At 68.8% G+C, this 19,483-nt stretch carries 19 protein-coding genes, 1 tRNA gene and 1 riboswitch; of the genes, 15 read left to right on the top strand and 5 right to left on the bottom strand.

Annotation, left to right across the window (positions count from 1 at the left end; all coding sequences use genetic code 11):
- The first annotated feature begins 4 nt into the window (after positions 1-4).
- Positions 5-979: a glycosyltransferase family 2 protein gene (locus tag LSI54_RS01240; protein ID WP_241463793.1), complete on the top strand. Its 975-nt coding sequence runs from the start codon at positions 5-7 to the stop codon at positions 977-979.
- Here LSI54_RS01240 and LSI54_RS01235 read toward each other — a convergent pair.
- Positions 966-1,625, bottom strand: a complete 660-nt coding sequence (locus LSI54_RS01235) for an alpha/beta hydrolase (RefSeq protein ID WP_241463792.1) — start codon at positions 1,623-1,625, stop codon at positions 966-968. The genes LSI54_RS01240 and LSI54_RS01235 overlap by 14 nt on opposite strands.
- A gap of 95 nt (positions 1,626-1,720) precedes the next feature.
- Between LSI54_RS01235 and LSI54_RS01230 the strand changes: the two genes are divergently transcribed.
- Positions 1,721-2,611, top strand: coding sequence for an SGNH/GDSL hydrolase family protein (locus LSI54_RS01230; protein WP_370642664.1), 891 nt, complete (start codon positions 1,721-1,723; stop codon positions 2,609-2,611).
- A gap of 29 nt (positions 2,612-2,640) precedes the next feature.
- Here LSI54_RS01230 and metX read toward each other — a convergent pair whose 3' ends face one another.
- The 3 genes from metX to LSI54_RS01215 all read right to left on the bottom strand — a co-directional run bounded on the left by metX (position 2,641) and on the right by LSI54_RS01215 (position 6,539).
- Positions 2,641-3,771, bottom strand: coding sequence for a homoserine O-acetyltransferase MetX (gene metX, locus LSI54_RS01225; protein ID WP_446740406.1), 1,131 nt, complete (start codon positions 3,769-3,771; stop codon positions 2,641-2,643).
- A gap of 15 nt (positions 3,772-3,786) precedes the next feature.
- A complete protein-coding gene (locus LSI54_RS01220; RefSeq protein WP_241470194.1) occupies positions 3,787-5,199 on the bottom strand; it encodes an O-acetylhomoserine aminocarboxypropyltransferase/cysteine synthase family protein in 1,413 nt (470 codons plus the stop codon).
- A gap of 131 nt (positions 5,200-5,330) precedes the next feature.
- A riboswitch (SAM riboswitch) is annotated at positions 5,331-5,463 on the bottom strand.
- A gap of 92 nt (positions 5,464-5,555) precedes the next feature.
- A complete protein-coding gene (locus LSI54_RS01215) occupies positions 5,556-6,539 on the bottom strand; it encodes a linear amide C-N hydrolase (RefSeq protein ID WP_241477570.1) in 984 nt (327 codons plus the stop codon).
- Positions 6,540-6,632: 93 nt separating this feature from the next.
- Between LSI54_RS01215 and LSI54_RS01210 the strand changes: the two genes are divergently transcribed.
- Complete coding sequence (locus LSI54_RS01210) at positions 6,633-8,126, top strand: FAD-binding oxidoreductase (RefSeq protein ID WP_241477569.1); 1,494 nt, start codon at positions 6,633-6,635, stop codon at positions 8,124-8,126.
- Here LSI54_RS01210 and LSI54_RS01205 read toward each other — a convergent pair.
- Positions 8,101-10,143 (bottom strand): FAD/NAD(P)-binding protein, encoded by a 2,043-nt coding sequence (locus LSI54_RS01205; RefSeq protein ID WP_241477568.1) that lies wholly within the window; start codon positions 10,141-10,143, stop codon positions 8,101-8,103. The two genes, LSI54_RS01210 and LSI54_RS01205, sit on opposite strands and share 26 nt — an antisense overlap.
- A gap of 139 nt (positions 10,144-10,282) precedes the next feature.
- Here LSI54_RS01205 and LSI54_RS01200 point away from each other — a divergent pair.
- The 12 genes from LSI54_RS01200 to LSI54_RS01145 all read left to right on the top strand — a co-directional run bounded on the left by LSI54_RS01200 (position 10,283) and on the right by LSI54_RS01145 (position 19,483).
- Positions 10,283-10,374, top strand: a tRNA-Ser gene (locus LSI54_RS01200).
- Between the two features lie 132 nt (positions 10,375-10,506).
- Positions 10,507-11,547 carry an NAD-dependent epimerase/dehydratase family protein gene (locus tag LSI54_RS01195; RefSeq protein WP_241477567.1) on the top strand — a complete coding sequence of 347 codons (1,041 nt, stop codon included), beginning with the start codon at positions 10,507-10,509 and terminating at the stop codon, positions 11,545-11,547.
- A 165-nt stretch (positions 11,548-11,712) separates the two neighbouring features.
- Entirely contained in the window at positions 11,713-12,174 is a 462-nt protein-coding gene (gene paaI / locus LSI54_RS01190) for a hydroxyphenylacetyl-CoA thioesterase PaaI (RefSeq protein WP_241477566.1), read from the top strand.
- Between the two features lie 4 nt (positions 12,175-12,178).
- Positions 12,179-13,510 carry an AMP-binding protein gene (locus tag LSI54_RS01185; RefSeq protein ID WP_241463785.1) on the top strand — a complete coding sequence of 444 codons (1,332 nt, stop codon included), beginning with the start codon at positions 12,179-12,181 and terminating at the stop codon, positions 13,508-13,510.
- Between the two features lie 21 nt (positions 13,511-13,531).
- On the top strand, positions 13,532-14,152 hold the full coding sequence (locus LSI54_RS01180; RefSeq protein WP_241470199.1) for a TetR/AcrR family transcriptional regulator: 621 nt from the start codon (positions 13,532-13,534) through the stop codon (positions 14,150-14,152).
- Positions 14,153-14,350: 198 nt separating this feature from the next.
- A complete protein-coding gene (locus LSI54_RS01175) occupies positions 14,351-14,635 on the top strand; it encodes a DUF3253 domain-containing protein (protein WP_241463783.1) in 285 nt (94 codons plus the stop codon).
- 186 nt (positions 14,636-14,821) lie between these two features.
- Complete coding sequence (gene paaA, locus LSI54_RS01170) at positions 14,822-15,841, top strand: 1,2-phenylacetyl-CoA epoxidase subunit PaaA (RefSeq protein WP_241463782.1); 1,020 nt, start codon at positions 14,822-14,824, stop codon at positions 15,839-15,841.
- A 48-nt stretch (positions 15,842-15,889) separates the two neighbouring features.
- The gene (gene paaB / locus LSI54_RS01165) at positions 15,890-16,189 is read left to right on the top strand and encodes a 1,2-phenylacetyl-CoA epoxidase subunit PaaB (RefSeq protein WP_036474355.1); all 300 of its coding nucleotides are present in this window, start codon (positions 15,890-15,892) and stop codon (positions 16,187-16,189) included.
- Positions 16,186-17,013 (top strand): 1,2-phenylacetyl-CoA epoxidase subunit PaaC, encoded by an 828-nt coding sequence (paaC, locus tag LSI54_RS01160; protein ID WP_241463781.1) that lies wholly within the window; start codon positions 16,186-16,188, stop codon positions 17,011-17,013. The genes paaB and paaC overlap by 4 nt, the downstream gene beginning before the upstream one ends.
- Before the next feature lie 11 nt (positions 17,014-17,024).
- Complete coding sequence (gene paaD, locus LSI54_RS01155) at positions 17,025-17,537, top strand: 1,2-phenylacetyl-CoA epoxidase subunit PaaD (protein ID WP_241463780.1); 513 nt, start codon at positions 17,025-17,027, stop codon at positions 17,535-17,537.
- Positions 17,537-18,688 (top strand): 1,2-phenylacetyl-CoA epoxidase subunit PaaE, encoded by a 1,152-nt coding sequence (paaE, locus tag LSI54_RS01150; RefSeq protein ID WP_241463779.1) that lies wholly within the window; start codon positions 17,537-17,539, stop codon positions 18,686-18,688. The genes paaD and paaE overlap by 1 nt, the downstream gene beginning before the upstream one ends.
- Before the next feature lie 24 nt (positions 18,689-18,712).
- A complete protein-coding gene (locus tag LSI54_RS01145; protein WP_241477565.1) occupies positions 18,713-19,483 on the top strand; it encodes an enoyl-CoA hydratase/isomerase family protein in 771 nt (256 codons plus the stop codon).

Genomic DNA, 19,483 nt, shown 5'->3' with positions numbered 1-19,483 from the left:
CCCGATGAGCAGGCCCAGCCCCACAGGACCACCCAGCCCCACCGGACCATCCAGCTCCCCGGGACCTTCCAGCCGACCCAGGACGACACCGCGCGCCGTCGTGGTCACCGCCGTCCATTCCCGGCACACCCATCTGCGCCGTCAGCGCACCGCGCTGGCACTCAGCGATCAGTCCCCGGTGGCGCACGTGGTGGTGGCCATGGAGGACCCGCAGATCAGCGCGCAGCTGGCGGTGGATCAGCCGACCAGCAACAGTCGGGCCAGCGACAGCGCGGCCCGGGCCGACGCCGGGCTGTCCACCCAGGTGCTGGAGATTCCGCGCAGCTCAGGCCGGCTGCCGCTCGCCGCGGCCCGGAATCTGGGCGCCGCACGGGCCCTCGAGCAGCTCAGCGGACCCGATGACCTGCTGATCTTCCTGGATGTGGACTGCATCCCGGACCCCGGACTGATCAGCGCATACATCGAGGCCTCGCGGCTGCGGCCCGAGGATCTGCTCTGCGGACCGGTGGCGTATCTGCCCGAGCTCCCCGGGGAGGTGCTCGACGCGGCCACGGCAGATCAGCTCGCCGAGTGGGCCGCGCCGCATCCGGCACGGCCGGCACCGGCACCCGGGGAGATCCTCACCCATGGAGAGCATGCGCTCTTCTGGTCATTGTCCTTCGCGGTGCGCCGGATCGTCTGGGAACGGATCGGCGGATTCGACGAGGCCTATACCGGCTACGGCGCCGAGGACACCGACTTCTCCTGGCGGGCCAGAGCTCGCGGAGTCGAGCTGACCTGGGTGGGAGGGGCCTGCGCCTACCACCAGCACCATCCGGTCTCCCGGCCGCCGGTGGAGCATCTCACCGACATCCTGCGCAACGGTGCCATCTTCGCGGACCGGTGGGGACACTGGCCGATGGAGGGCTGGCTGCAGGAGTTCGAACGGCTGGGGCTGGTACGGCGCGACGGTGAGGACTGGGTGCTCAGCGAGAGTTGAGCACCGTGTGGGTCAGGAACTCCCCCACGTGACTGATCTCCTGCGGCACGACGCCGTGCCCGGCCCCGGCGTAGAGCACCTTGGTCAGCTTCACCGACTTGGTCGCCCAGCCGTGGGTGTACTCCACATGCTCCGCCGGAATGATCGGATCCTCCTGGTCGCGGCCCCAGAAGAACGGCACCTTCGCGGAGGCCAGCGCCTCGTCGTCGAAGTAGTCCTCGATCCCCTCTCCTCGGGTGGGGTCCACGGCGAAGCCGGAGAGCCCGACGACGGTGGCGAACTCCTCAGGCCGGCTGCGCAGCAGCGAGGTGGCGACCGCCATCCCCATGGAGAATCCGAGCAGGCTCACCGAGCTGTGCTGGTCCTTGACCGCGGCGATCCACTCCCAGAGATCCTCCACCGCCTCGCGTGCGGCCGATGACGAATAGGCCAGCCGCTCGACATCCAGGTCGAACCAGGTGTAGCCGCCGACCTCCATCTTCACCGGCGCGCGCACGGAGGCATAGGTGAAGCCGGCGGGCAGCCCGGGGACCAGTCCCATCAGGTCCTGCTCGTGGGAGCCGTAGCCGTGGAGCAGCACCACCAGCGGGGTGCCGGCGCGGTCCTCGGGTTCGCGGGACCAGGCGACGTGCGGTGAGGCAGACATGAAATGACCTTTGCGTGACGGGAAGGGTGACTGACCCACTCTAATCAGCCCATGGGTGGATGCATGAAGAGGGGGTGGTCAGCGACAATGTCCGGGTGAACGAAACTGATGAGACCCTCGAAACACCAGACCTGCCCGCCGACGCCGAGATCGCTGAGACTCCGCGGCACCCCTGGACCCGCTACGTGGCCCTGGGGGACTCCTTCACCGAAGGCATCGGGGATCCCGATCAGACCCGACCGGGCTACCACCGCGGCTGGGCGGACCGAGTGGCTGAGGAGCTGGCCCTCGGTGCCGCCGCCGTGGAAGGTTCTCCCAAGTTCTCCTACGCCAACCTGGCGGTGCGCGGAAAGCTCATCGGTCAGATCCGAGACGAACAGCTCGCCCCGGCCCTGGAGCTGCGCCCGGACCTGATCACCCTGTGCGCCGGCGGCAATGACGTGATCCGGCCCGGCGGGGACCCCGATGAGACCGCCCGGATCCTGGACACCCTGGTGCAGATCCTGACCACCACTGGGGCCACCATCGTGCTGTTCAACGGCCCCGATGTGCGCGAGACCCCGGTGGTCGGCTCGATCCGCGGGAAGGTGGCGATCTTCAACGAGAACGTGCGCACCATCGCGGCCCGGCATGACGCCGTGGTCGCCGATATGTGGTCCCTGCGCGAGCTGACCCGCCCGGAGATGTGGGACGACGACCGGCTGCACTTCTCCGCGCTGGGCCACCACACGATCGCCCGCATGGTGTTGGAGACGATGAACGTCGAGCACGATCTCAAGCCCTCGGAGCCGCGCCCGGTTCCGGTGCGGAGCTGGCGTGCGGCCCGGGTGGATGACGCCGTCTGGGCGCGCCACCACCTCTTCCCCTGGGTGGTCCGGCGGCTCCGCGGGAGGTCCTCCGGGGATGGGATCTACGCGAAGCGACCGACCTTCGAGCCGCTCTTCGGCGGGTCCATGCCCCCGGGTGGCGGCGTCGACGACGCCTGAGCCGCCGGAGGTTCAGAGCCGCCGGAGGTTCAGAGGCGCAGGGGCGCGCGGCTCCCCAGCTGGAGAGTCTCCCGCATGGCGTCGCCGAGCTGCTCCGCGCTGGTGAGGAATCCGTCGTGGCCGATCGGAGAGTCGATCATGTGCACCTGATGGTCCCCGGGGATCGCGTCGGCGATCTCCTGGGACTGTTTCGGGAAGTACAGCCGGTCCGTGGTCACGGCCGCCAAGAATGGCGCCGCGGTGACCCCGGCGAGCGCCTGGTCCACTCCCCCGCGTCCGCGGCCGACGTCGTGGCTCATCAAGGCCTCGGCGAGGACGATGTAGGCGTTGGGGTCGAAGCGCTGGAGCAGCTTCTCGGCCTGGTGGTCCAGGTAGGACTCCACCTGGTAGCGCCCGCGCCTGCGCTGGGACCAGCCGACGGGGTCTTCCATGCCCTGGGCGGAGCGGCCGAAGCGCACCGCCAGCTCGTACTCCGCGCGGTAGGTGATGTGCGCGATCCGGCGCGCCAGTCCCAGCCCGGCCTGCGGCGCCGGGCCGCCGTAATAGTCGCCGCCGGCGAAATGGGGATCGTTCTCCACAGCCAGCACCTGGGCCTGGCCGAAGGCGATCTGCTCCGCGGTGGAGGCCGCTCCGCAGGCGAAGACGGCCACGCCTTCGACCATCTCCGGGTAGGTCACGGCCCATTCCAGCGCCCGGGCGCCTCCCATGGAGCCGCCGATCACCGTGTGGAACTTCCGAATGCCCAGGGCATGAGCCAGCCGGGCTTCGAGATGCACGGAGTCGCGAATGGTCACGAAGGGGAATCGGGAGCCGTAGGGCTTCCCCTCGGGATCCAGGGAGGCGGGTCCGGTGGAGCCGTAGCAGCCACCCACCATGGCCGGGGCGATCACGAACCAGCGCTCGGTGTCGATCGGGCGGCCCGGTCCGAGCAGCCCTTCCCACCATCCGACGGAGGCATCCGCCGCGGTGGCGGCGACGTGGGAGTCACCGGTGAGGGCGTGGGCGACCAGGACGGCGTTGCTGCCGTCCTCGTTCAGCGTGCCCCAGGTCTCGTAGGCGAGGGTGACTTCGGGCAGCCGCCCGCCGGCCTCGAAGGTGTACGCGCCGACCTCAGCGGTCTTCAACGCACCGGCGGGCCTGTTCCCAAAGTCATTCAGCACCTGATCACCCTAACCTCAGACCGCCGCTGCGGTTTCTTGCTTCGTCACATTGTCCGCGCCGGCCTCCGCTGCCGCGTTCACAGCGCCCTGGGCGGCCTTCTCGAAGCCCTGGTCCAGATCGGCGATGATGTCGTCGATATGCTCCAGGCCCACCGAGAGCCGGACCAGTCCGGGCTTGACTCCGGCGGCGCGCTGCTCGGCGTCGCTGAGCTGGCTGTGCGTGGTCGAGGCGGGGTGGATCACCAGGGAGCGGACGTCGCCGACATTGGCCACCAGCGAGTGCAGCTCCAGCGCGTCCACGAAGGCCTGGCCCGCCCGGGCCTGACCTGAAGCGTCGTGGGCTGCTCCTCCGGCGAGCTCGAAGGACAGCACCGCCCCGGATCCGCGGGGCAGGTACTTCTGAGCGCGCTCGAAGCAGGGGCTCGAGGGCAGACCGGAGTAGTAGACCCGTCGCACGGCGTCATGGGCCTCCAGGTACTCGGCGACCTTCTGCGCGTTCTCGACATGGCGTTCGATCCGCAGCGAGAGGGTCTCCAGCCCCAGGTTGATCTCGAAGGCGTTGTGCGGGGACAGTGCCGGACCGAGGTCGCGCAGCAGCTGGACCCGGGCCTTGAGGATGAAGGAGAGGTTGACCCCGAAGATCCCGTCGGCGCCGAGATCCCGGCCGAAGACCAGCCCGTGGTAGCTCTCGTCCGGGGTGGAGAAGCCGGGGAAGCGCTCCGGGTGGGCGAAGTAGTCGAAGCGCCCGGAGTCCACGATCACCCCGGCGATGGCCGTGCCGTGGCCGCCGAGGAATTTGGTGGCTGAGTGCACGACGACGTCGGCGCCGAAGTCGATCGGCTTGATCAGGTATGGGGTGGTCAGCGTGGAGTCGATGATCAGCGGTGCCCCGAACTCATGCGCCACCGAGGCGACGCCTTCGATGTCCAGCACGTCCCCGCGCGGGTTCGCCACGGATTCGCCGAAGAAGGCGACCGTGTTCTCCCGGGTGGCGGCGCGCCAGGATTCCAGGTCATCGGGGTCCTCCACGAAGGAGACCTCGATGCCGAACTTCGGCAGGGTGTGCTTGAAGAGGTTCTGTGTGCCGCCGTAGAGGGTGGGTGAGGCGACGATGTGGCTGCCGGCCGAAGCGATGTTCAGCAGCGCCAGCGTGGTGGCAGCCTGTCCGGAGCCGACGGCGAGCGCCCCGACTCCGCCTTCGAGGGCGGCGATCTTATCCTCCACCGCCTGGACGGTGGGGTTGCCGATGCGCGAGTAGATCGGGGCGATCTCCTCGAGTCCGAAGCGGCGCGCGGCGGCGGCGGTGTCCGGGAAGACGAAGGAGGTGGTCTGCTGGATCGGCAGCGCCCGTGCTCCGGTGACCGGGTCGGGGGCGACTCCGGCATGGATCTGCTGGGTCTCGAACTGCCAGGTGTTCTCGTTGCTCAAAGGATTCTCCGTTCAATGCGGCCCAGGAACTGGGCCGGATGTGAACGTCGCTGCCGGTGGTCGAGCTTCCGGCGCTGAATCCTGTACGGCCCTGTCCTGAGGACTGGGGTGTTGGGCCCGCACTGGTGTGTGGCCCGCGCTTGCTGAGTGAGTCGGTGAATTGCTTCACTGACTGTTTCAGCCAGGTCGTCACCCGGGGCACCCCACCGCGAACTGGAGGGTTGCCGGCCAGCAAACCGGGGTTTTGCGCTGGCACTCTTGACCTAGGACCAAGTCTGCATCGCGGAATGCTTCCTTGCAAGTGCGGGCCAGGGGTCGGGTTCGCAGTTCGTCATGTTCGGCCACCCTGCCGCGAGTCACTCCGGCCCGAGGAACGCGAACGGCTCCGCGGACTCGAAGAGATCACTGACGTCGCCGGCGTGGCCGTCGGGCGGGCCATCAGCAAGATCCATGCGGCGGACACCTGAGCCTTCTCGCAGGTCGAGTCGGTCCAGGGACACCCAGATGACGCTGGGCCGCAGCGCGGAGTCGAAGAAGTAGCGACGGTCCTTGTGGTCCGCCACGGTGCGCCACTGGGTCGAGGAGATGTTCGGCTGCCCCGGAGTGCTGATCCCATAGGGGACCGACGCGTTGCGGATCACCCCGAACACCGCCGCGGTCGCGATGGTGCGGTCTTCCACCTGCGGCACCGCGTTGATGTAGAAGCTTGCCCGGACATAGCGGTCGGCGGCGCGATTGGTGCCCGGGAGCATGACGGTACCGCCGATGCCGCGCCAGTAGGTGTCGATCGCCAGCTGTTGAGCGAAGGGCGGTGAATTGGTCATGACCTGGTGGGCGCGGTCGTGGTGTATCTGCAGCGTCCCGTCCAGGTACTCACAGATGGCGCTGTCCCCGGAGGCATCCGAGATCGACAGGTGCATGGTCGCCTGGCGCGGCTGCCCTGGCACGCCGGCGGTGACCACGGCGAAGTCTTCACGGGCGAGTGATTCGACCGCCTCCGTCACGGTCGCGAAGCTGTCCAGCACGTACTGGGCCCAGGCGCCGAGGGAGAGCTTCGGCCGGGCATCGTCGAGCCCCGGGTAGCGCGACTCGACCAGCCACAGGGCATTGGCGACCAGCCCCCGCTCGTTCATCCCATCGGTGGTCGAGATGTCATAGCCGGAGGCGATCACGCTGCCATAGCGGGACGTCCAGGCCAGCGACTCCGACCCGGCTCCTCCCTCGCGCGGCAGCCCCCGGGGGAAGACCCACAGATTCGTCCCCAGGTCGGCGTTCCAGTCCATGGAACGGGCCGTCAGCACACGATCCTGCTCGCCCAGGTAGACCACACGTGTGCACATCAGACTGGCCTCTCACCGAACCTGGGCTCCAACTGGGCCTCAGTGTGTCGGAGGCCATATCCGGAGGTCAACCCTGACCTAGACTCACCTTTCATGAGTGCCTCCGACAATGACGTCCTGACAGCCCTGCGCAGCGCCTTCACGCCGGGCACCTTGACCACCGACGCCGCGGAGCTCGACGCCCACGCGGTCGACCAGGGGCCGCTGGAGCATTGGCAGGTGCACCCGCCGCTCGCCGTGGTCTTTGCTGAATCGACGCAGGACGTCCAACTGCTGGTGCGACTCTCCTGCGAGCATGGCTTCGCGCTGATCACCCGCGGGGCTGGGACTTCCGTCTCCGGCGGGGCGAACTCCACCGAGGGTTCGGTGGTGCTGAACCTGACCCGGATGAACCAGATCCTGGCGATGCGACCCGAGGATGAGGTCGCCGTCGTCGAACCGGGCGTGATCAACGCCGACCTCAACGCCGCCGCCGCGGAACACGGGCTGATGTACGCCCCGGATCCGGCGAGCTACCGCACCTCCACCATCGGCGGCAATGTCGCCACCAACGCCGGCGGGCTGCGCTGTGCGAAGTACGGGGTGACCCGTGATTCGGTGCTTGCCCTGGACGTGGTGCTCGCCGACGGCACGCTGATCCACACCGGACAGGCCACCTTCAAGGGCGTCGCCGGCTATGACCTGACCAGCCTGTTCGTCGGCTCCGAGGGGACCCTCGGCATCGTCGTCGGGGTCACCGTGCGGCTGCGCCACCTGAGTGCGCACACCGAGACCATCGCCGCGTTCTTCGACGAGCTGACCACCGCCGCCCAAGGGGTCCTGGACATCGGCAGGGCCCGGGTGCAGCCGGCGATCACGGAGCTGCTGGATCGCCGCACCATGCTCGCCCTGGATGAGGCGCAGGGCTCGGACCTGGCCCAGCGCGGAGACACGCTGCTGCTGATCCAGACCGACGGCCACGGTGCTGCCATCGAGGCCGAGATCATCCGTGAGGTGCTGCGAGCACTCGGCGCCCTGGTCAGCGACCCCGGCTCCACCGAGTCCGAGCGGCTGATCGAGCTGCGCCGGCACGCCCGCGGCGACGGAATCGTCAACGAGGTGCGCGTGGGCGAAGACGTCGCGGTCCCGCGGTCGCGGCTGGTGGACTACATCCGCGCCATCGAAGACCTCGCCGAGGAGCACCAGGTCCAGCTCAAGGTGGTCGCGCACGCCGGGGACGGCAACCTGCACCCCACCTTCAGCGTCCCCAGCTCAGAGCTCGGCCCCGACACCGGCACCGGCACCGAGACAAGACCCGACGACGACGCGGTCTCCCCCGCACAGCCCGAGGCCGCCCCCGTGACGATCGACGCCACCGAGGGCGGCCTCCCGACCTCGGCCGTCTCGCGGCTGCATGCTGCCCTGGACGGTTCGGTCCGGCTGGCACTGGAGATGGGCGGGACCATCACCGGGGAGCACGGGATCGGCACCTATAAGCTGCGCTGGCTGGACTGGGAGCAGTCCGCCGAGGTGATCGCGCTGCAGCGCCGGATCAAGGACGTGTTCGATCCGGAGCGCCGGCTCAATCCTGGGCGGGCGATCCTGTAGCCGCGCCGCCCGGACCGAAAAGGACCGCGCGGGCCGCGGCGTCGGCGTCGGCGAGGGATCGCGCGGAGGAATCGCCATCTCCGCCGGCCTCCGCGGCGATGGCGGTGCCCCATTGGACCGAGCTGAGCTGCAGGCCCAGCACGTAGATCTCTTCCGGCTCGGCGCGGTCCGCCGGGATCAGCCGATGTGGAAGTCGCGTGACGTCGAAGCCCTTGCCCGCCCGCGGCGCCCCGGAGGCGTCCACGAGTTCGCGCGGCCGGGCGAGGCCGCTGCGCAGCAGTCCCGCCACCAGGGGCGAGCGCGAGAGCTGGATCCGATTGGCGGGCATCATCGCCTCAAGCAGCCAGCGCGCCTGGTACGCCGGCGCGGCCACGGCCGGGGATTCGGCGGTGTAGAAGCCGGTCTCGCGGTCCACGTCGAAGATCGGGTCGGGTCCCAGGAACTCCACCACCCCGGCGCGGGTCAGGGCGGCGAGCTCCTCGATCCGCTGCAGCGGCGGGCCGCTGGCCAGGCCCTCCACCAGGGACTCGAACCAGCCCTCGATCTCGCTGATCTGGCTGGACTGGGAGACCCGGCCCTGGCTGATCAGCGCCTTGACCTCCATCCGGGCCAGGTGCAGCGCACCGATGGCCATCTTCACCGGGCTGCGCGCTCCGGCGGCGGAGGTGGCCGCGTCATCCTCGAGGTAGGCGCTCATGTGCTGCTGGTACTGCTCGGCGGACTCGAAGGTCAGCCCGCCGAAGGGCTTGCCCAGCGAGCGGATGTCGAACCAGAGGACATCCGGGGCGAGCTCGCGCAGCAGCCGCTGACCACGGGTCTGCAGCACCGCCTCGCCCAGGTGGGTGTCCGCGAGCAGCTCCTGAAGCGCGGCTTCGAAACCGGCGCGGAAGAGCTCCGGGGCGAGCTCCACCAGGGTCCGGTAGTAGGTGCGCAGCACGTCGCGCTGGATCAGCGGCCAGAGGTGGGCTGAGAAGTCGAGCAGGTCGTGGCGCCGTTCGGCCTCGGCCACCGCCTCGGGGCTGAGGTGGTGCAGCGTGATGCCGACGGGCGCGAACCCGGGCGCCTCGGTGAGCGCGGTGGACTTGGCTCGATATGGGGTGCCGCGCCGGGACCCGGCCACCAGGTGCGGCTCGTCGCCGGTGGCGAGGTATTCCAGGCGCTGCCCGGCGGGGTGGTCGGCGTGTTCGTGGAACACTCCGCCGCGGCCCACGCTGGCCTGGATCATCAGGTCGAAGAAGTTCAGCCCCATCCCGCGGACCAGCACGTTCTCCCCGGCGGGCAGCGAGTAGTAGTCCACCTCGGTGGGGATCGCCGGCGGCTGGTAGTGCAGCCCGAGCTGCTCGGCCACCTCGGTGAAGTGTTCGCCGGACTCGTTCAGCCCGGCAGGTATGTGACCCAGCGCCAGCACCACCTGGTCGGCGCGGAGCCGATCATCCCGGGGCGGATCGGCGTCGTCGTCGGGGCGCAGCCTCAGCTCATACCCGGAGTCGGCGCGGCGCAGCTCGGCGACCTCCGCGGAGATGTGCTCGACGCTGATCCCGGGATGGCGCGCAAGTGCCGCGCAGACCTCGGTGTGCAGCCAGGTGAGGTACTGCCCGTAGGCGGCGCGGGTGGGGTAGTCGGTGTCGGTCCCGCCATGGTCGATCCCCTTCAAGACGGGCGGCTCGAAGCCGTCGGCGCGCACCGAGGTGGCGGTCTCCTCGGCCTCATGCTCGTGCCGCCACTGGGCGAAGGAGCGGGAGACCGACGACGAGGCCAGCTGGGCCTGAGTCGCGCCGACGGGCGCCGCGGTGGGGAAGCTGGCGGGGGTGTTCATCAGGTACAACGGGGACTGCTGCGGGTTCCAGACGCGGCCGGGCCCGTGTGGGGCGGGGTCTATGACCAGGACGCGCAACCGGGATGCCTGGGCGTCGGGCGTGCCGCGCTCCACCGCCGCCAGCAGCCGTTCCAGGAAGGAGGTGCCGCGGGGCCCGGCACCGATCAGCGCGACTCTGCGTTCCTCGGTCTGGCGGGGCATGGGTGGCGTGTTCTCCTGGTGCATTCCTCGGCTGTCTCGTCCCGTCCAGAGTACTGCGAGCGCACGCTTTGTCAGTTTCCCAGCCGAACCGCTAGTCTAGACGGGCGCATGAGAACGGTTCGCCGAATTCGTGGGCACAGGAGGCGTGCCAGAGCGGCCGAATGGGCTTCACTGCTAATGAAGTGTCCGCCTCAAAGCGGACCGGGGGTTCAAATCCCCCCGCCTCCGCCATTGTGAGAAGAACCCCCGTCGGGAGAGATCCGGACGGGGGTTCTTCTGCGTCCGCCGCAGGTGCTCACTGACATCGAGACTTGTGGCCCGCGTCGATCACCGCATCCTGCGGGAAATCGCTAGGCTCGGACCATGACTGCCTCCGCCGCCCCGCTCCCCGCCGACTCACCAACTCCGCGCGCCGTGCTGGTGGGCTGCGGCGACGTCGGCACGCGGATCGGCCATCGACTTCTGGACCAGGGCTGGAACGTCTCGGGATGGCGCCGCAGCCCGGAGCGTCTGCCCGCCTCCTTCGACGGCACGGCCGTGGACCTCACCGAGGAATCCACGGTCCCGGCCCCGCCGGCAGACACCACGGCGGTGGTCTTCTCGCCCGCCGCCGGCAGCCGCGATCCGCAGCGCTATGAGCAGGTCTACCTGCGCGGGCTCGAAACGGTGCTGGACCGCATCACGCAGGCAAACCTCGCCGAGACTGTGCAGGTGCTGCTGGTGTCCTCCACCTCGGTCCTCGGCGACGCCTCGGGGCGACTGGACGAATCTGCGCCGCTGACCCCTGCCGGCCCGACGGGTGAGGTCCTTGCCCGCACCGAGCAGCTTCTGCAGAAGTGGCGGGACGCCGGCGCTGAGTCCTCGGCCCGCTCGCGCAGCGGGATCCTGCGACTCTCCGGCATCTATGGTCCGGGCCGAGATCGGCTCATCAAACAGCTGCGCTCCGGTTCCGTGGGTGAAGCCGCAGGTCAGGACGCCCATGAGGCCTGGAGAATCTCAAATCGGATCCATTCCGACGACGCCGCGCGGGCCGCCGTCGAGCTGTTGACCTCCGCGGCCCCGCCGGAACTGGTGCTGGGCGTGGACAAGCTCCCGGTGCCCCTGGGCGTGGTGCACAACTGGATGGCTGACCAGCTCGAGCTCCCCCGCCCGTGGAGCGATCCGAGGCTCGATCCCCAGGTGCTGGATTCGGTGCCGCTGAACTCGCCGGTCCGCCATCACGCGGACTCCCCGTCTGGCTCCGTCCTGACCGATTCCAGCCCGTCGGGGGAGGACCTGTTCGACTCAGCGCTGCTCGGCGCGGGCCATGGCAAGGCGCTGGACGGGTCGCTGCTGCACCGCCTGCTCGGCGAGCTGCTGCATCCCGATTTCCGTTCGGGCTACACCGCCGCGCTGCGCGAGTAGCGGACCCCGGGCGGGCGTCGAGCCGCACCCGGTCACCGGGGACCCTCCATCGCCCATGCCGGGCCAACAGGTGGACCGACCTGAGCAGTGCTTGACATCACATCCGTTCCGGTGCTTCAGTTGACTTACCGACCAATCGGTCTGGAAATGCGATGAGGAGCACCGATGACTGAGTCCACCCAACTCGCCCCCGAGGGCCTGAACTCGAGCACCGCAGGTCACCCTCGGCATCGGATGCTGGACAACGATCGAGCCTCCGAGGCTCTCGGCATCGTGGTCCTCACAGCTGACCCAGGCCACGCTCGGATCAGCATGGTGATCCGCGAAGACATGACCAACGGCTTCGACATCGCCCACGGGGGAATGCTCTTCGCCCTGGCCGACACCTGCTTCGCCATGGCCTGCAACCACCCGAGCCTCGATGAGGGCACCATCACCGTGGCCTCCGGCGTCGACATCAACTTCTTGAAACCAGCTCTGCTCGGCGAGACGATCATCGCCGAGGCGATCGGAGTGGCCAACACAGGACGCAGCGGCGTCTACGACGTGACCATCACCCGGGGAGAAGACCTCCTCGGCGTGTTCCGCGGCCGCTCGCGCACCATCGCCTCCCCCGGAAAGAAGTGACCCGATGAGCATCCTCAACACCGAAATCACCGCGATCCCCGCAACCGACCCCGGTCTGCCCGATACCGAGGAGCTGATGAGCCGCGAGGAGATCGAGGCGCTCCAGCTCACCCGGCTGCAGCAGACCCTGCGCCATGCCTACGACAACGTCGCGGCCTACCGCGAGCTCTACGACGCCCACGGCGTCGGCCCCGATGACCTGCAGACGCTCGAGGACCTGGCCAAGTTCCCCTTCACGGACAAGGAGTTCCTGCGCGCGGCCTACCCGTTCAAGGCCTTCGCCGTGCCGATGGAACAGGTCCGCCGGGTGCACGCCTCCTCCGGCACCACCGGGCGCCCGACGGTGGTCGGCTACACCGATGCGGACATCGACAGCTGGGCGACTCTGCTCGCCCGCTGCCTGCGCTACTCCGGGGTGCGCCCGGGAGACCTGGTGCACAACGCCTACGGCTACGGCCTGTTCACCGGCGGCCTGGGCGCCCACTATGGGATCGAGAAGCTCAAGGCGACCGTGATCCCGATGTCCGGGGGGCAGAGCGAGAAGCAGGTCCAGCTCATCCAGGACTTCAAGCCCCGGGTGATCCTATGCACTCCGACCTACCTGTTGGCGCTGGCAGATTCCTTCCGCGCCGCTGGCGTGGACCCCAAGGACACCTCGCTGGAGGTCGCCGTGCTCGGCGCCGAACCGTGGACGGACAGGATGCGCCACGAGATCGAGCAGACCTTCGCGTTGAAGGCCTGCGACATCTACGGACTCTCCGAGGTGATGGGCCCGGGCGTCGCCGGTGAATCAGTGGAGCGCCAGGACGGCTCGACCATCTGGGAGGACCATTTCCGCCCGGAGATCATCGATCCGATCAGCGAGGAGGTGCTGCGCACCGGCGAGCACGGCGAGCTGGTCTTCACCACGCTGACAAAGCAGGCGCTGCCGATGATCCGCTATCGCACCCACGACCTGACCCGGCTGCTGCCGGGCTCCGAACGTCCCGGGCACCGACGGATGGGCCGGATCACCGGACGCAGCGACGACATGATCATCCTGCGCGGGGTCAACCTCTTCCCGTCCCAGATAGAGGAGATCGCCCTGGAGATCAAGGAGCTCTCCCCGCACTTCCAGCTGCGTCTGGCCCGACCGGGAAAGATGGATGAGATGACCGTGCACATCGAGCGGCGCGCGGAGACCTCCGCCGAGGACGCCGAGACAGCAGGAGCTGTGCTGGCTCGGCAGATCAAGGTCAAGGTCGGCTCCAGCTGCAAGATCAGCGTGGAGGAGCCAGGGTCCCTGGGTCGCTCCTCGGGCAAGCTGCGCCGGATCTATGATCAGCGGCCCCAATAGTCACCCGACTAGGGTGGAGTCATGACCCCCACTTCGACGACGGCGTCCGCCTCCCGCCGGGGCCGCCCCGGCTATGACCGCGAGGGGCTCATCACCGTCTGTGTCGAGACCTTCAACCGCCATGGCTATGAGGCCACCTCGATGGGCGCGCTCTCCCGCGAGCTGGGCATCTCCAAGTCGGCGATCTACCACCACGTGAGTTCCAAAGAGGAGATCCTCGACATCGCGCTGAACCGATCACTCGCCGAGCTGGAGCGGGTGATCACCGAGGCTGAGGCGCTGGATGCCTCCGCCGTGGCCGAGCTGGAGATGATCCTGAGCGAATCGGTGAAGGTGCTGACCACTTCATTGCCCTATGTGACGCTGCTGCTGCGGCTGCGCGGGAACTCCGAGATGGAGGTCAAGGCGCTGCAGCGGCGCCGCGAGATCACCCTGCGCATCGCAGACCTGATCAGGCAGGCCCAGAACGACGGTGACCTGCGTCAGGACATCGACGCCCGCACCGCCTCGCGTCTGGCCATGGGCACGATCAACTCGATCGTGGACTGGTACCGCCCTGTCGGCGGCGCCCCGGACGCGGCCCTGGCCGAGACCGTGAAGCAGATAATCCTCGGGGGACTGCGCACGGCCGAGCGGCGCTGAGTCACACCAGGACATGGTGCCGCCGCCTGCGCGGCCATCGGTGAGGCGATCGCCGAGTCAAGTCACAAGGCGCCTGCCCAGAGTCAGTAGTCACAGAAGCGCGCAGCCCCGTCCATGCTTTTCGGAGCATCGACGGGGCTTTTCGCCGCCCGTCTGCGCCAGATCTCCCAGACGCCATGGATGCGGGAGACTGAGGCCATGGACGAGCCCCGCCCCGCGGCGTCAGACCGGGATATGGAGAACGCGATCCTCGACCTGCTCGCGAAGCGGGCCGAGACGGCGACGATCTGCCCCTCCGAGGCTGCGCGCGCAGTCGCCGGCGAGGACTGGCGAGACCAGATGGACGCCGCACGGGCAGCGGCTCGACGTCTCGAGGCCGCCGGCGTCGTGGAGATCACCCAACGAGGCACAGCGGTCGACCCCGCGACCGCACGTGGGCCTATCCGTATCCGCCGACGCCCGCCCGACACGGACACGCGTTGATCCAGAAGACCAGACGGCGTCGGCGCCGCGGTCCGGCGCACTCGCCCGGCTGCGGTGAGAACGCCTGTTCCAACCGCGCCGACCCCAGCCATCTCACCCTTCTCGCAGCCAAGTGTTGACCGTCACATCTCCAGTGCTATACTGAACGAACGGTCGGTAAATAATGCGACGGAATAGAGGATGACCATGTCACCCGAGAACCACCAGCACGCTCCCCTGCACCTCGCCGACGAGAGCGACGCCGCTGCGGCGCTCGCCGAGGCAGAGTCCGGGCAGAACCGCTTCGACGAGATCATCGCCGAGGACTCCCGCGTCGAACCGCGGGACTGGATGCCCGAGTCCTACCGGAAGTCACTGGTGCGCCAGGTCTCCCAGCACGCGCACTCCGAGATCATCGGCATGCAGCCTGAGGGCAACTGGATCTCCCGCGCCCCCAGCCTGAAGCGCAAGGCGATCCTGATCGCCAAGGTCCAGGACGAGGCAGGCCACGGGCTCTACCTCTACTCCGCCGCCGAGACCCTCGGCCGCCCCCGTGAAGAGATGTATGACCAGCTCTACAGCGGCAAGGCCAAGTACTCGTCGATCTTCAACTACCCGGCCCGCACCTGGGCGGACATCGGCGCGATCGGCTGGCTGGTCGACGGCGCAGCGATCGTCAACCAGGTGCCGCTCTGCCGCGCCTCCTATGGCCCCTATGGCCGCGCCATGGTGCGCATCTGCAAGGAGGAATCCTTCCATCAGCGCCAGGGCTGGGAGATCCTCTACTCGCTCTCCCACGGCACCGAGGCGCAGCACCAGATGGCCCAGGAGGCCGTGAACCGCTTCTACGGTCCGGCGCTGCAGATGTTCGGCCCCCCGGACGGGGACTCCCCGAACTCCCAGCAGTCCATGGCGTGGAAGATCAAGCGCTTCACCAACGATGAGCTGCGCCAGCGCTTCGTCGACATGCTGGTCCCCCAGGTCGAGGCACTCGGCCTGACCCTTCCGGATCCCGAGCTGAAGTGGAACGAGGAGCGCGGCCACTACGACTTCGGCGACCTGGACTGGGACGAGTTCTTCGCCGTCATCAAGGGCAACGGCCCGCTGAGCCGGCAGCGCCTGGAGCACTACCGCAAGGCCCGCGACGAAGGGGCATGGGTCCGCGAAGCCGCGACCGCCTACGCCAACCGTCAGTCCCAGGACCAGGCCGCCCTCATCGGCGCCTGAGTCCCACCCGTTGCACCCCCAAGACATCACCGCTAGAAAGGCGAGGCCATGACCTCCAGCGCAGATTCAAGCTCCTGGCCCCTCTGGGAGGTCTTCATCCGGTCCTCACGCGGGCTCTCCCATGTCCACGCAGGCTCGCTGCACGCACCTGATGCCACCATGGCGATCCGCAACGCCCGGGACCTCTACACCCGGCGCAATGAGGGCACCTCAGTGTGGGTCGTGCCGGCCGCGGCGATCATGGCCTCGGACCCCGACTCCAAGGGCGCATACTTCGAGTCCGCCCAGGGCAAGAGCTACCGCCATGCCACGTATTACACCCAGTCCGAAGGGGTGAAGCACCTGTGAGCTTCGCATCGCATGACTCCGCCACCCGCCAGTCCCAGGGCGAGGCGATCACCGCCGAGGAGATCGCCGCCTCCGACGCCAAGGCCGACGACGCCACCGCCAGGTACGCCCTGCTGCTGGGCGACGACGCGCTGATCCTCTCCCAGCGCCTGGGCGCCTGGGTCTCCCGGGCACCCGAGCTTGAGGAAGATGTCGCGCTGGCGAACATCGCCCTGGACCTGCTCGGCCACGCCCGGTTCCTGCTCACCTACGCCGGCACCGCCTGGGGCAAGTCCGAGGATGACCTCGCGTACTTCCGCAGCGAGGAGGAGTTCCGCTCCTGCCGGCTGGTGGAGCAGGAGAACGGCGACTTCGGCAAGACCATCGCCCGGCAGCTGATCTTCAGCTTCTACCAGCACGAGCTCTACAGCCGACTGGTGAACTCCACGGACACCACCCTCGCGGCGATCGCCGCGAAGGCGCTCAAGGAGGTCGACTACCACCAGGATCACGCCGCCCAGTGGATCCTGCGGCTGGGCCTCGGCACCGAGGAGTCCGCCCGGCGCGTCCAGGCAGGCCTGGACTCGGTCTGGTCCTATGTCGAGGAGCTCTTCACCGACGTCGAGCCGATCACCGAGCTCGGCGACATCGCCGTGCTGCCCTCCTCGTTGCGCGAGGCCACGCTGGCCCGGCTGCACCAGGTGATCGAGCAGGCCGGGCTGAGCATCCCCGACATGTCCGGCGCCCACGGCGCCGACCGCTCCGGGCGCCATTCCGAGCAGCGCGGACTGATCCTGGCCGAGATGCAGGTGCTGGCCCGCCAGCACCCCGGGGCCACCTGGTGAGAGGAGCACTCATGGCCGTCATGGGACCCGAATCCGTGACTCTGCCCGCCGATGCCACGGTCTGGGAGATCGCCGCCAGCGTCAATGATCCAGAGATCCCGGTGCTCAGCATCGCGGACCTGGGGATCCTGCGCGAGGCACGGGTGGACGAGGACGGCACCGCCGTCGTCGTCATCACTCCGACCTACTCCGGCTGCCCGGCAATGGACACGATCAACGCCGACGTGAGTGCCGCGCTGCGCCACGCCGGGCACCAGAAGGTGCGTATCGAGACCGTGCTCCATCCGGCGTGGACCACCGACTGGATGACCGAGGAGGGCAAGGTGAAGCTGCGCGAATACGGCATCGCCCCGCCCACCGGCAAGGCAGCCGTAGGACCCATCCGCGTCGGCCTGAGCGTGAAATGCCCCCGCTGTGACTCCCCCAATACTCGTGAGATGACCCGCTTCGGCTCCACCGCATGCAAGGCGCTGTACCAGTGCCGCGACTGCCTGGAGCCCTTCGACCACTTCAAGGTGCACTGATGTCGACGACCACACGCCGCCGCGCGACCTTCTCCACCCTCACCGTCTCCGAGGTGCGCCCGCTCACCGCAGACTCCGTGGAGGTCACCTTCGCCGTGCCCCCGGAGCTGCAGGAGGACTTCGACTACGCGCCGGGCCAGTACGTGGCGCTGCGCACCGAGCTCGAGGGCCAGGAGATCCGCCGCTCCTATTCGATCTGCACCGAGCCGACCCCCGGGGAGATCCGGGTGGCGATCAAGCGCGACATCGGTGGCCTGTTCTCCAACTGGGCCAATGAGTCGCTCAAGCCCGGGGACCAGATGGAGGTGATGAACCCCTCCGGGGCGTTCGTCTCCAAGACTGCGATCACTTCGATGAACAACCCGGCCAAGCTCGCCGAGGAGGCCGTGGCGCTGCGCTCGGATGTGCACCTGGTCGCCTTCGCCGCCGGCTCCGGGATCACCCCGATCATGGCCATCGCCCGTTCGGTGCTGGCCGCCTCGAAGGACTCCACCTTCGACCTGATCTACGCCAACCGCTCGGCCGGGGACGTGATGTTCGCCGAGGAGCTCGGCGATCTCAAGGACCGCTACCCCGCCCGGCTCGCGGTGCATCATGTGCTCAGCCGCGAGCAGCGGATCAACCCGCTGCTCACCGGCCGGATCGACGATGAGAAGCTCAGCGATCTCCTGGACAAGGTGCTGCGCGTGCAGGACACCGACGAATGGTTCCTCTGCGGACCCTTCGAGCTGGTCCAGATGGCGCGCGACTCCCTGGCCGCCCGCGGGGTCGACGAGGGCGACATCCGCTTCGAGCTCTTCACCACCGGACGCCCCGACCGCCCCGAGGGCCAGCAGGGCCGCAAGGTCGAAGCCGACCCGCAGGGTGACAACGTCCAGATCGAGTTCACCCTCGACGGGCTCACGGGCCAGATCGCGTCCCCCGCGGGCTCCGGGGAGACCGTGCTCAACGCCGCGCTGCGCGCCCGGCCCGATGTGCCCTTCGCCTGCGCCGGCGGAGTCTGCGGCACCTGCCGCGCGAAGGTCGTCTCCGGCGACTTCGAGATGGAGGAGAACTTCGCGCTGGAGTCCGACGAGGTCAAGGCCGGATACATCCTGACCTGCCAGACCCGGCCCACCTCCAAGCAGCTCGTCGTCGACTACGACGCCTGAGCGCGTCCCAACCCTGGAGACCCTATGATCAGCCTCACCATCACCGACGACATCGCCGAGATCGTCCTGGACGCCCCGAAGAAGCTCAACTCCCTGGATGAGCAGGCCCTCGATGACCTCGATGCCGCCTACCGGGAGGCTGAAGCTGCGGGCGTGCGCGCCCTGCTGCTGCGTGGCGAGGGCAAGGGGTTCTGCGCCGGCCGGGACATCTCCGACGTGGTGCCCGCCACCGACGACGCGCTCGGCTACCTGCAGGACAAGGTCACCCCGCTGATGCGCCGGATGGCGGCGTTCCCCGCGCCGACCTTCGCCGGCGTGCAGGGTGCCTGCCTCGGGGTGGGACTGGGCCTGGCCGTCGCCACCGACGTGGTCTACGTGGCCGAGAACGCCAAGATCGGCTCACCCTTCGCCGCGCTCGGAGCCACTCTGGACTCCGGCGGACATGCGCTCTTCGTGGAGCGCCTCGGCGCGCACCGGACCCTGGATCTGATCTACACCGCTGACCTGATGTCAGGCGCGGAGGCCGTGACCGCGGGACTCTTCTCCCGCGCGGTGCCGGCCGAGGAGCTCCTCGACTTCACCCGGGGGAAGGTCGCTGTGGCCGCGGCCGGCGCGACCCTGGCCTTCCGCGAATCCAAGGCCCTCGTGGCCGCGGTCCGGGACCAGCGGATCGGCCTCTGGGAATCTCTGAACGAGGAGAACCACGCCCAGGGCCGGCTGTGCGATTCCGCGGACTACACCGAGGGATTCGCCGCCTTCCAGCAGAAGCGGAAGCCGGTCTTCCACGGACGCTGA

The sequence above is a fragment of the Nesterenkonia sp. AY15 genome (assembly GCF_022565855.1).
Classification (GTDB): domain Bacteria; phylum Actinomycetota; class Actinomycetes; order Actinomycetales; family Micrococcaceae; genus Nesterenkonia.
Note: the sequence above shows the minus strand (reverse complement) of the source record. Positions and strands in the feature narration are given on the sequence as shown.

What these genes read in the sequence shown, in the direction of transcription:
- paaA (WP_241463782.1), top strand. Translation starts at nt 14,822, where the DNA reads ATGTCACCCGAGAACCACCAGCACGCTCCCCTGCACCTCGCCGACGAG.
- LSI54_RS01195 (WP_241477567.1), top strand. Translation starts at nt 10,507, where the DNA reads ATGACTGCCTCCGCCGCCCCGCTCCCCGCCGACTCACCAACTCCGCGC.
- LSI54_RS01175 (WP_241463783.1), top strand. Translation starts at nt 14,351, where the DNA reads ATGGACGAGCCCCGCCCCGCGGCGTCAGACCGGGATATGGAGAACGCG.
- LSI54_RS01180 (WP_241470199.1), top strand. Translation starts at nt 13,532, where the DNA reads ATGACCCCCACTTCGACGACGGCGTCCGCCTCCCGCCGGGGCCGCCCC.
- LSI54_RS01145 (WP_241477565.1), top strand. Translation starts at nt 18,713, where the DNA reads ATGATCAGCCTCACCATCACCGACGACATCGCCGAGATCGTCCTGGAC.
- paaD (WP_241463780.1), top strand. Translation starts at nt 17,025, where the DNA reads ATGGCCGTCATGGGACCCGAATCCGTGACTCTGCCCGCCGATGCCACG.
- paaB (WP_036474355.1), top strand. Translation starts at nt 15,890, where the DNA reads ATGACCTCCAGCGCAGATTCAAGCTCCTGGCCCCTCTGGGAGGTCTTC.
- paaI (WP_241477566.1), top strand. Translation starts at nt 11,713, where the DNA reads ATGACTGAGTCCACCCAACTCGCCCCCGAGGGCCTGAACTCGAGCACC.
- LSI54_RS01185 (WP_241463785.1), top strand. Translation starts at nt 12,179, where the DNA reads ATGAGCATCCTCAACACCGAAATCACCGCGATCCCCGCAACCGACCCC.
- LSI54_RS01215 (WP_241477570.1), bottom strand. Translation starts at nt 6,539, where the DNA reads ATGTGCACACGTGTGGTCTACCTGGGCGAGCAGGATCGTGTGCTGACG.
- LSI54_RS01205 (WP_241477568.1), bottom strand. Translation starts at nt 10,143, where the DNA reads ATGCCCCGCCAGACCGAGGAACGCAGAGTCGCGCTGATCGGTGCCGGG.
- paaE (WP_241463779.1), top strand. Translation starts at nt 17,537, where the DNA reads ATGTCGACGACCACACGCCGCCGCGCGACCTTCTCCACCCTCACCGTC.
- LSI54_RS01240 (WP_241463793.1), top strand. Translation starts at nt 5, where the DNA reads ATGAGCAGGCCCAGCCCCACAGGACCACCCAGCCCCACCGGACCATCC.
- LSI54_RS01210 (WP_241477569.1), top strand. Translation starts at nt 6,633, where the DNA reads ATGAGTGCCTCCGACAATGACGTCCTGACAGCCCTGCGCAGCGCCTTC.
- LSI54_RS01235 (WP_241463792.1), bottom strand. Translation starts at nt 1,625, where the DNA reads ATGTCTGCCTCACCGCACGTCGCCTGGTCCCGCGAACCCGAGGACCGC.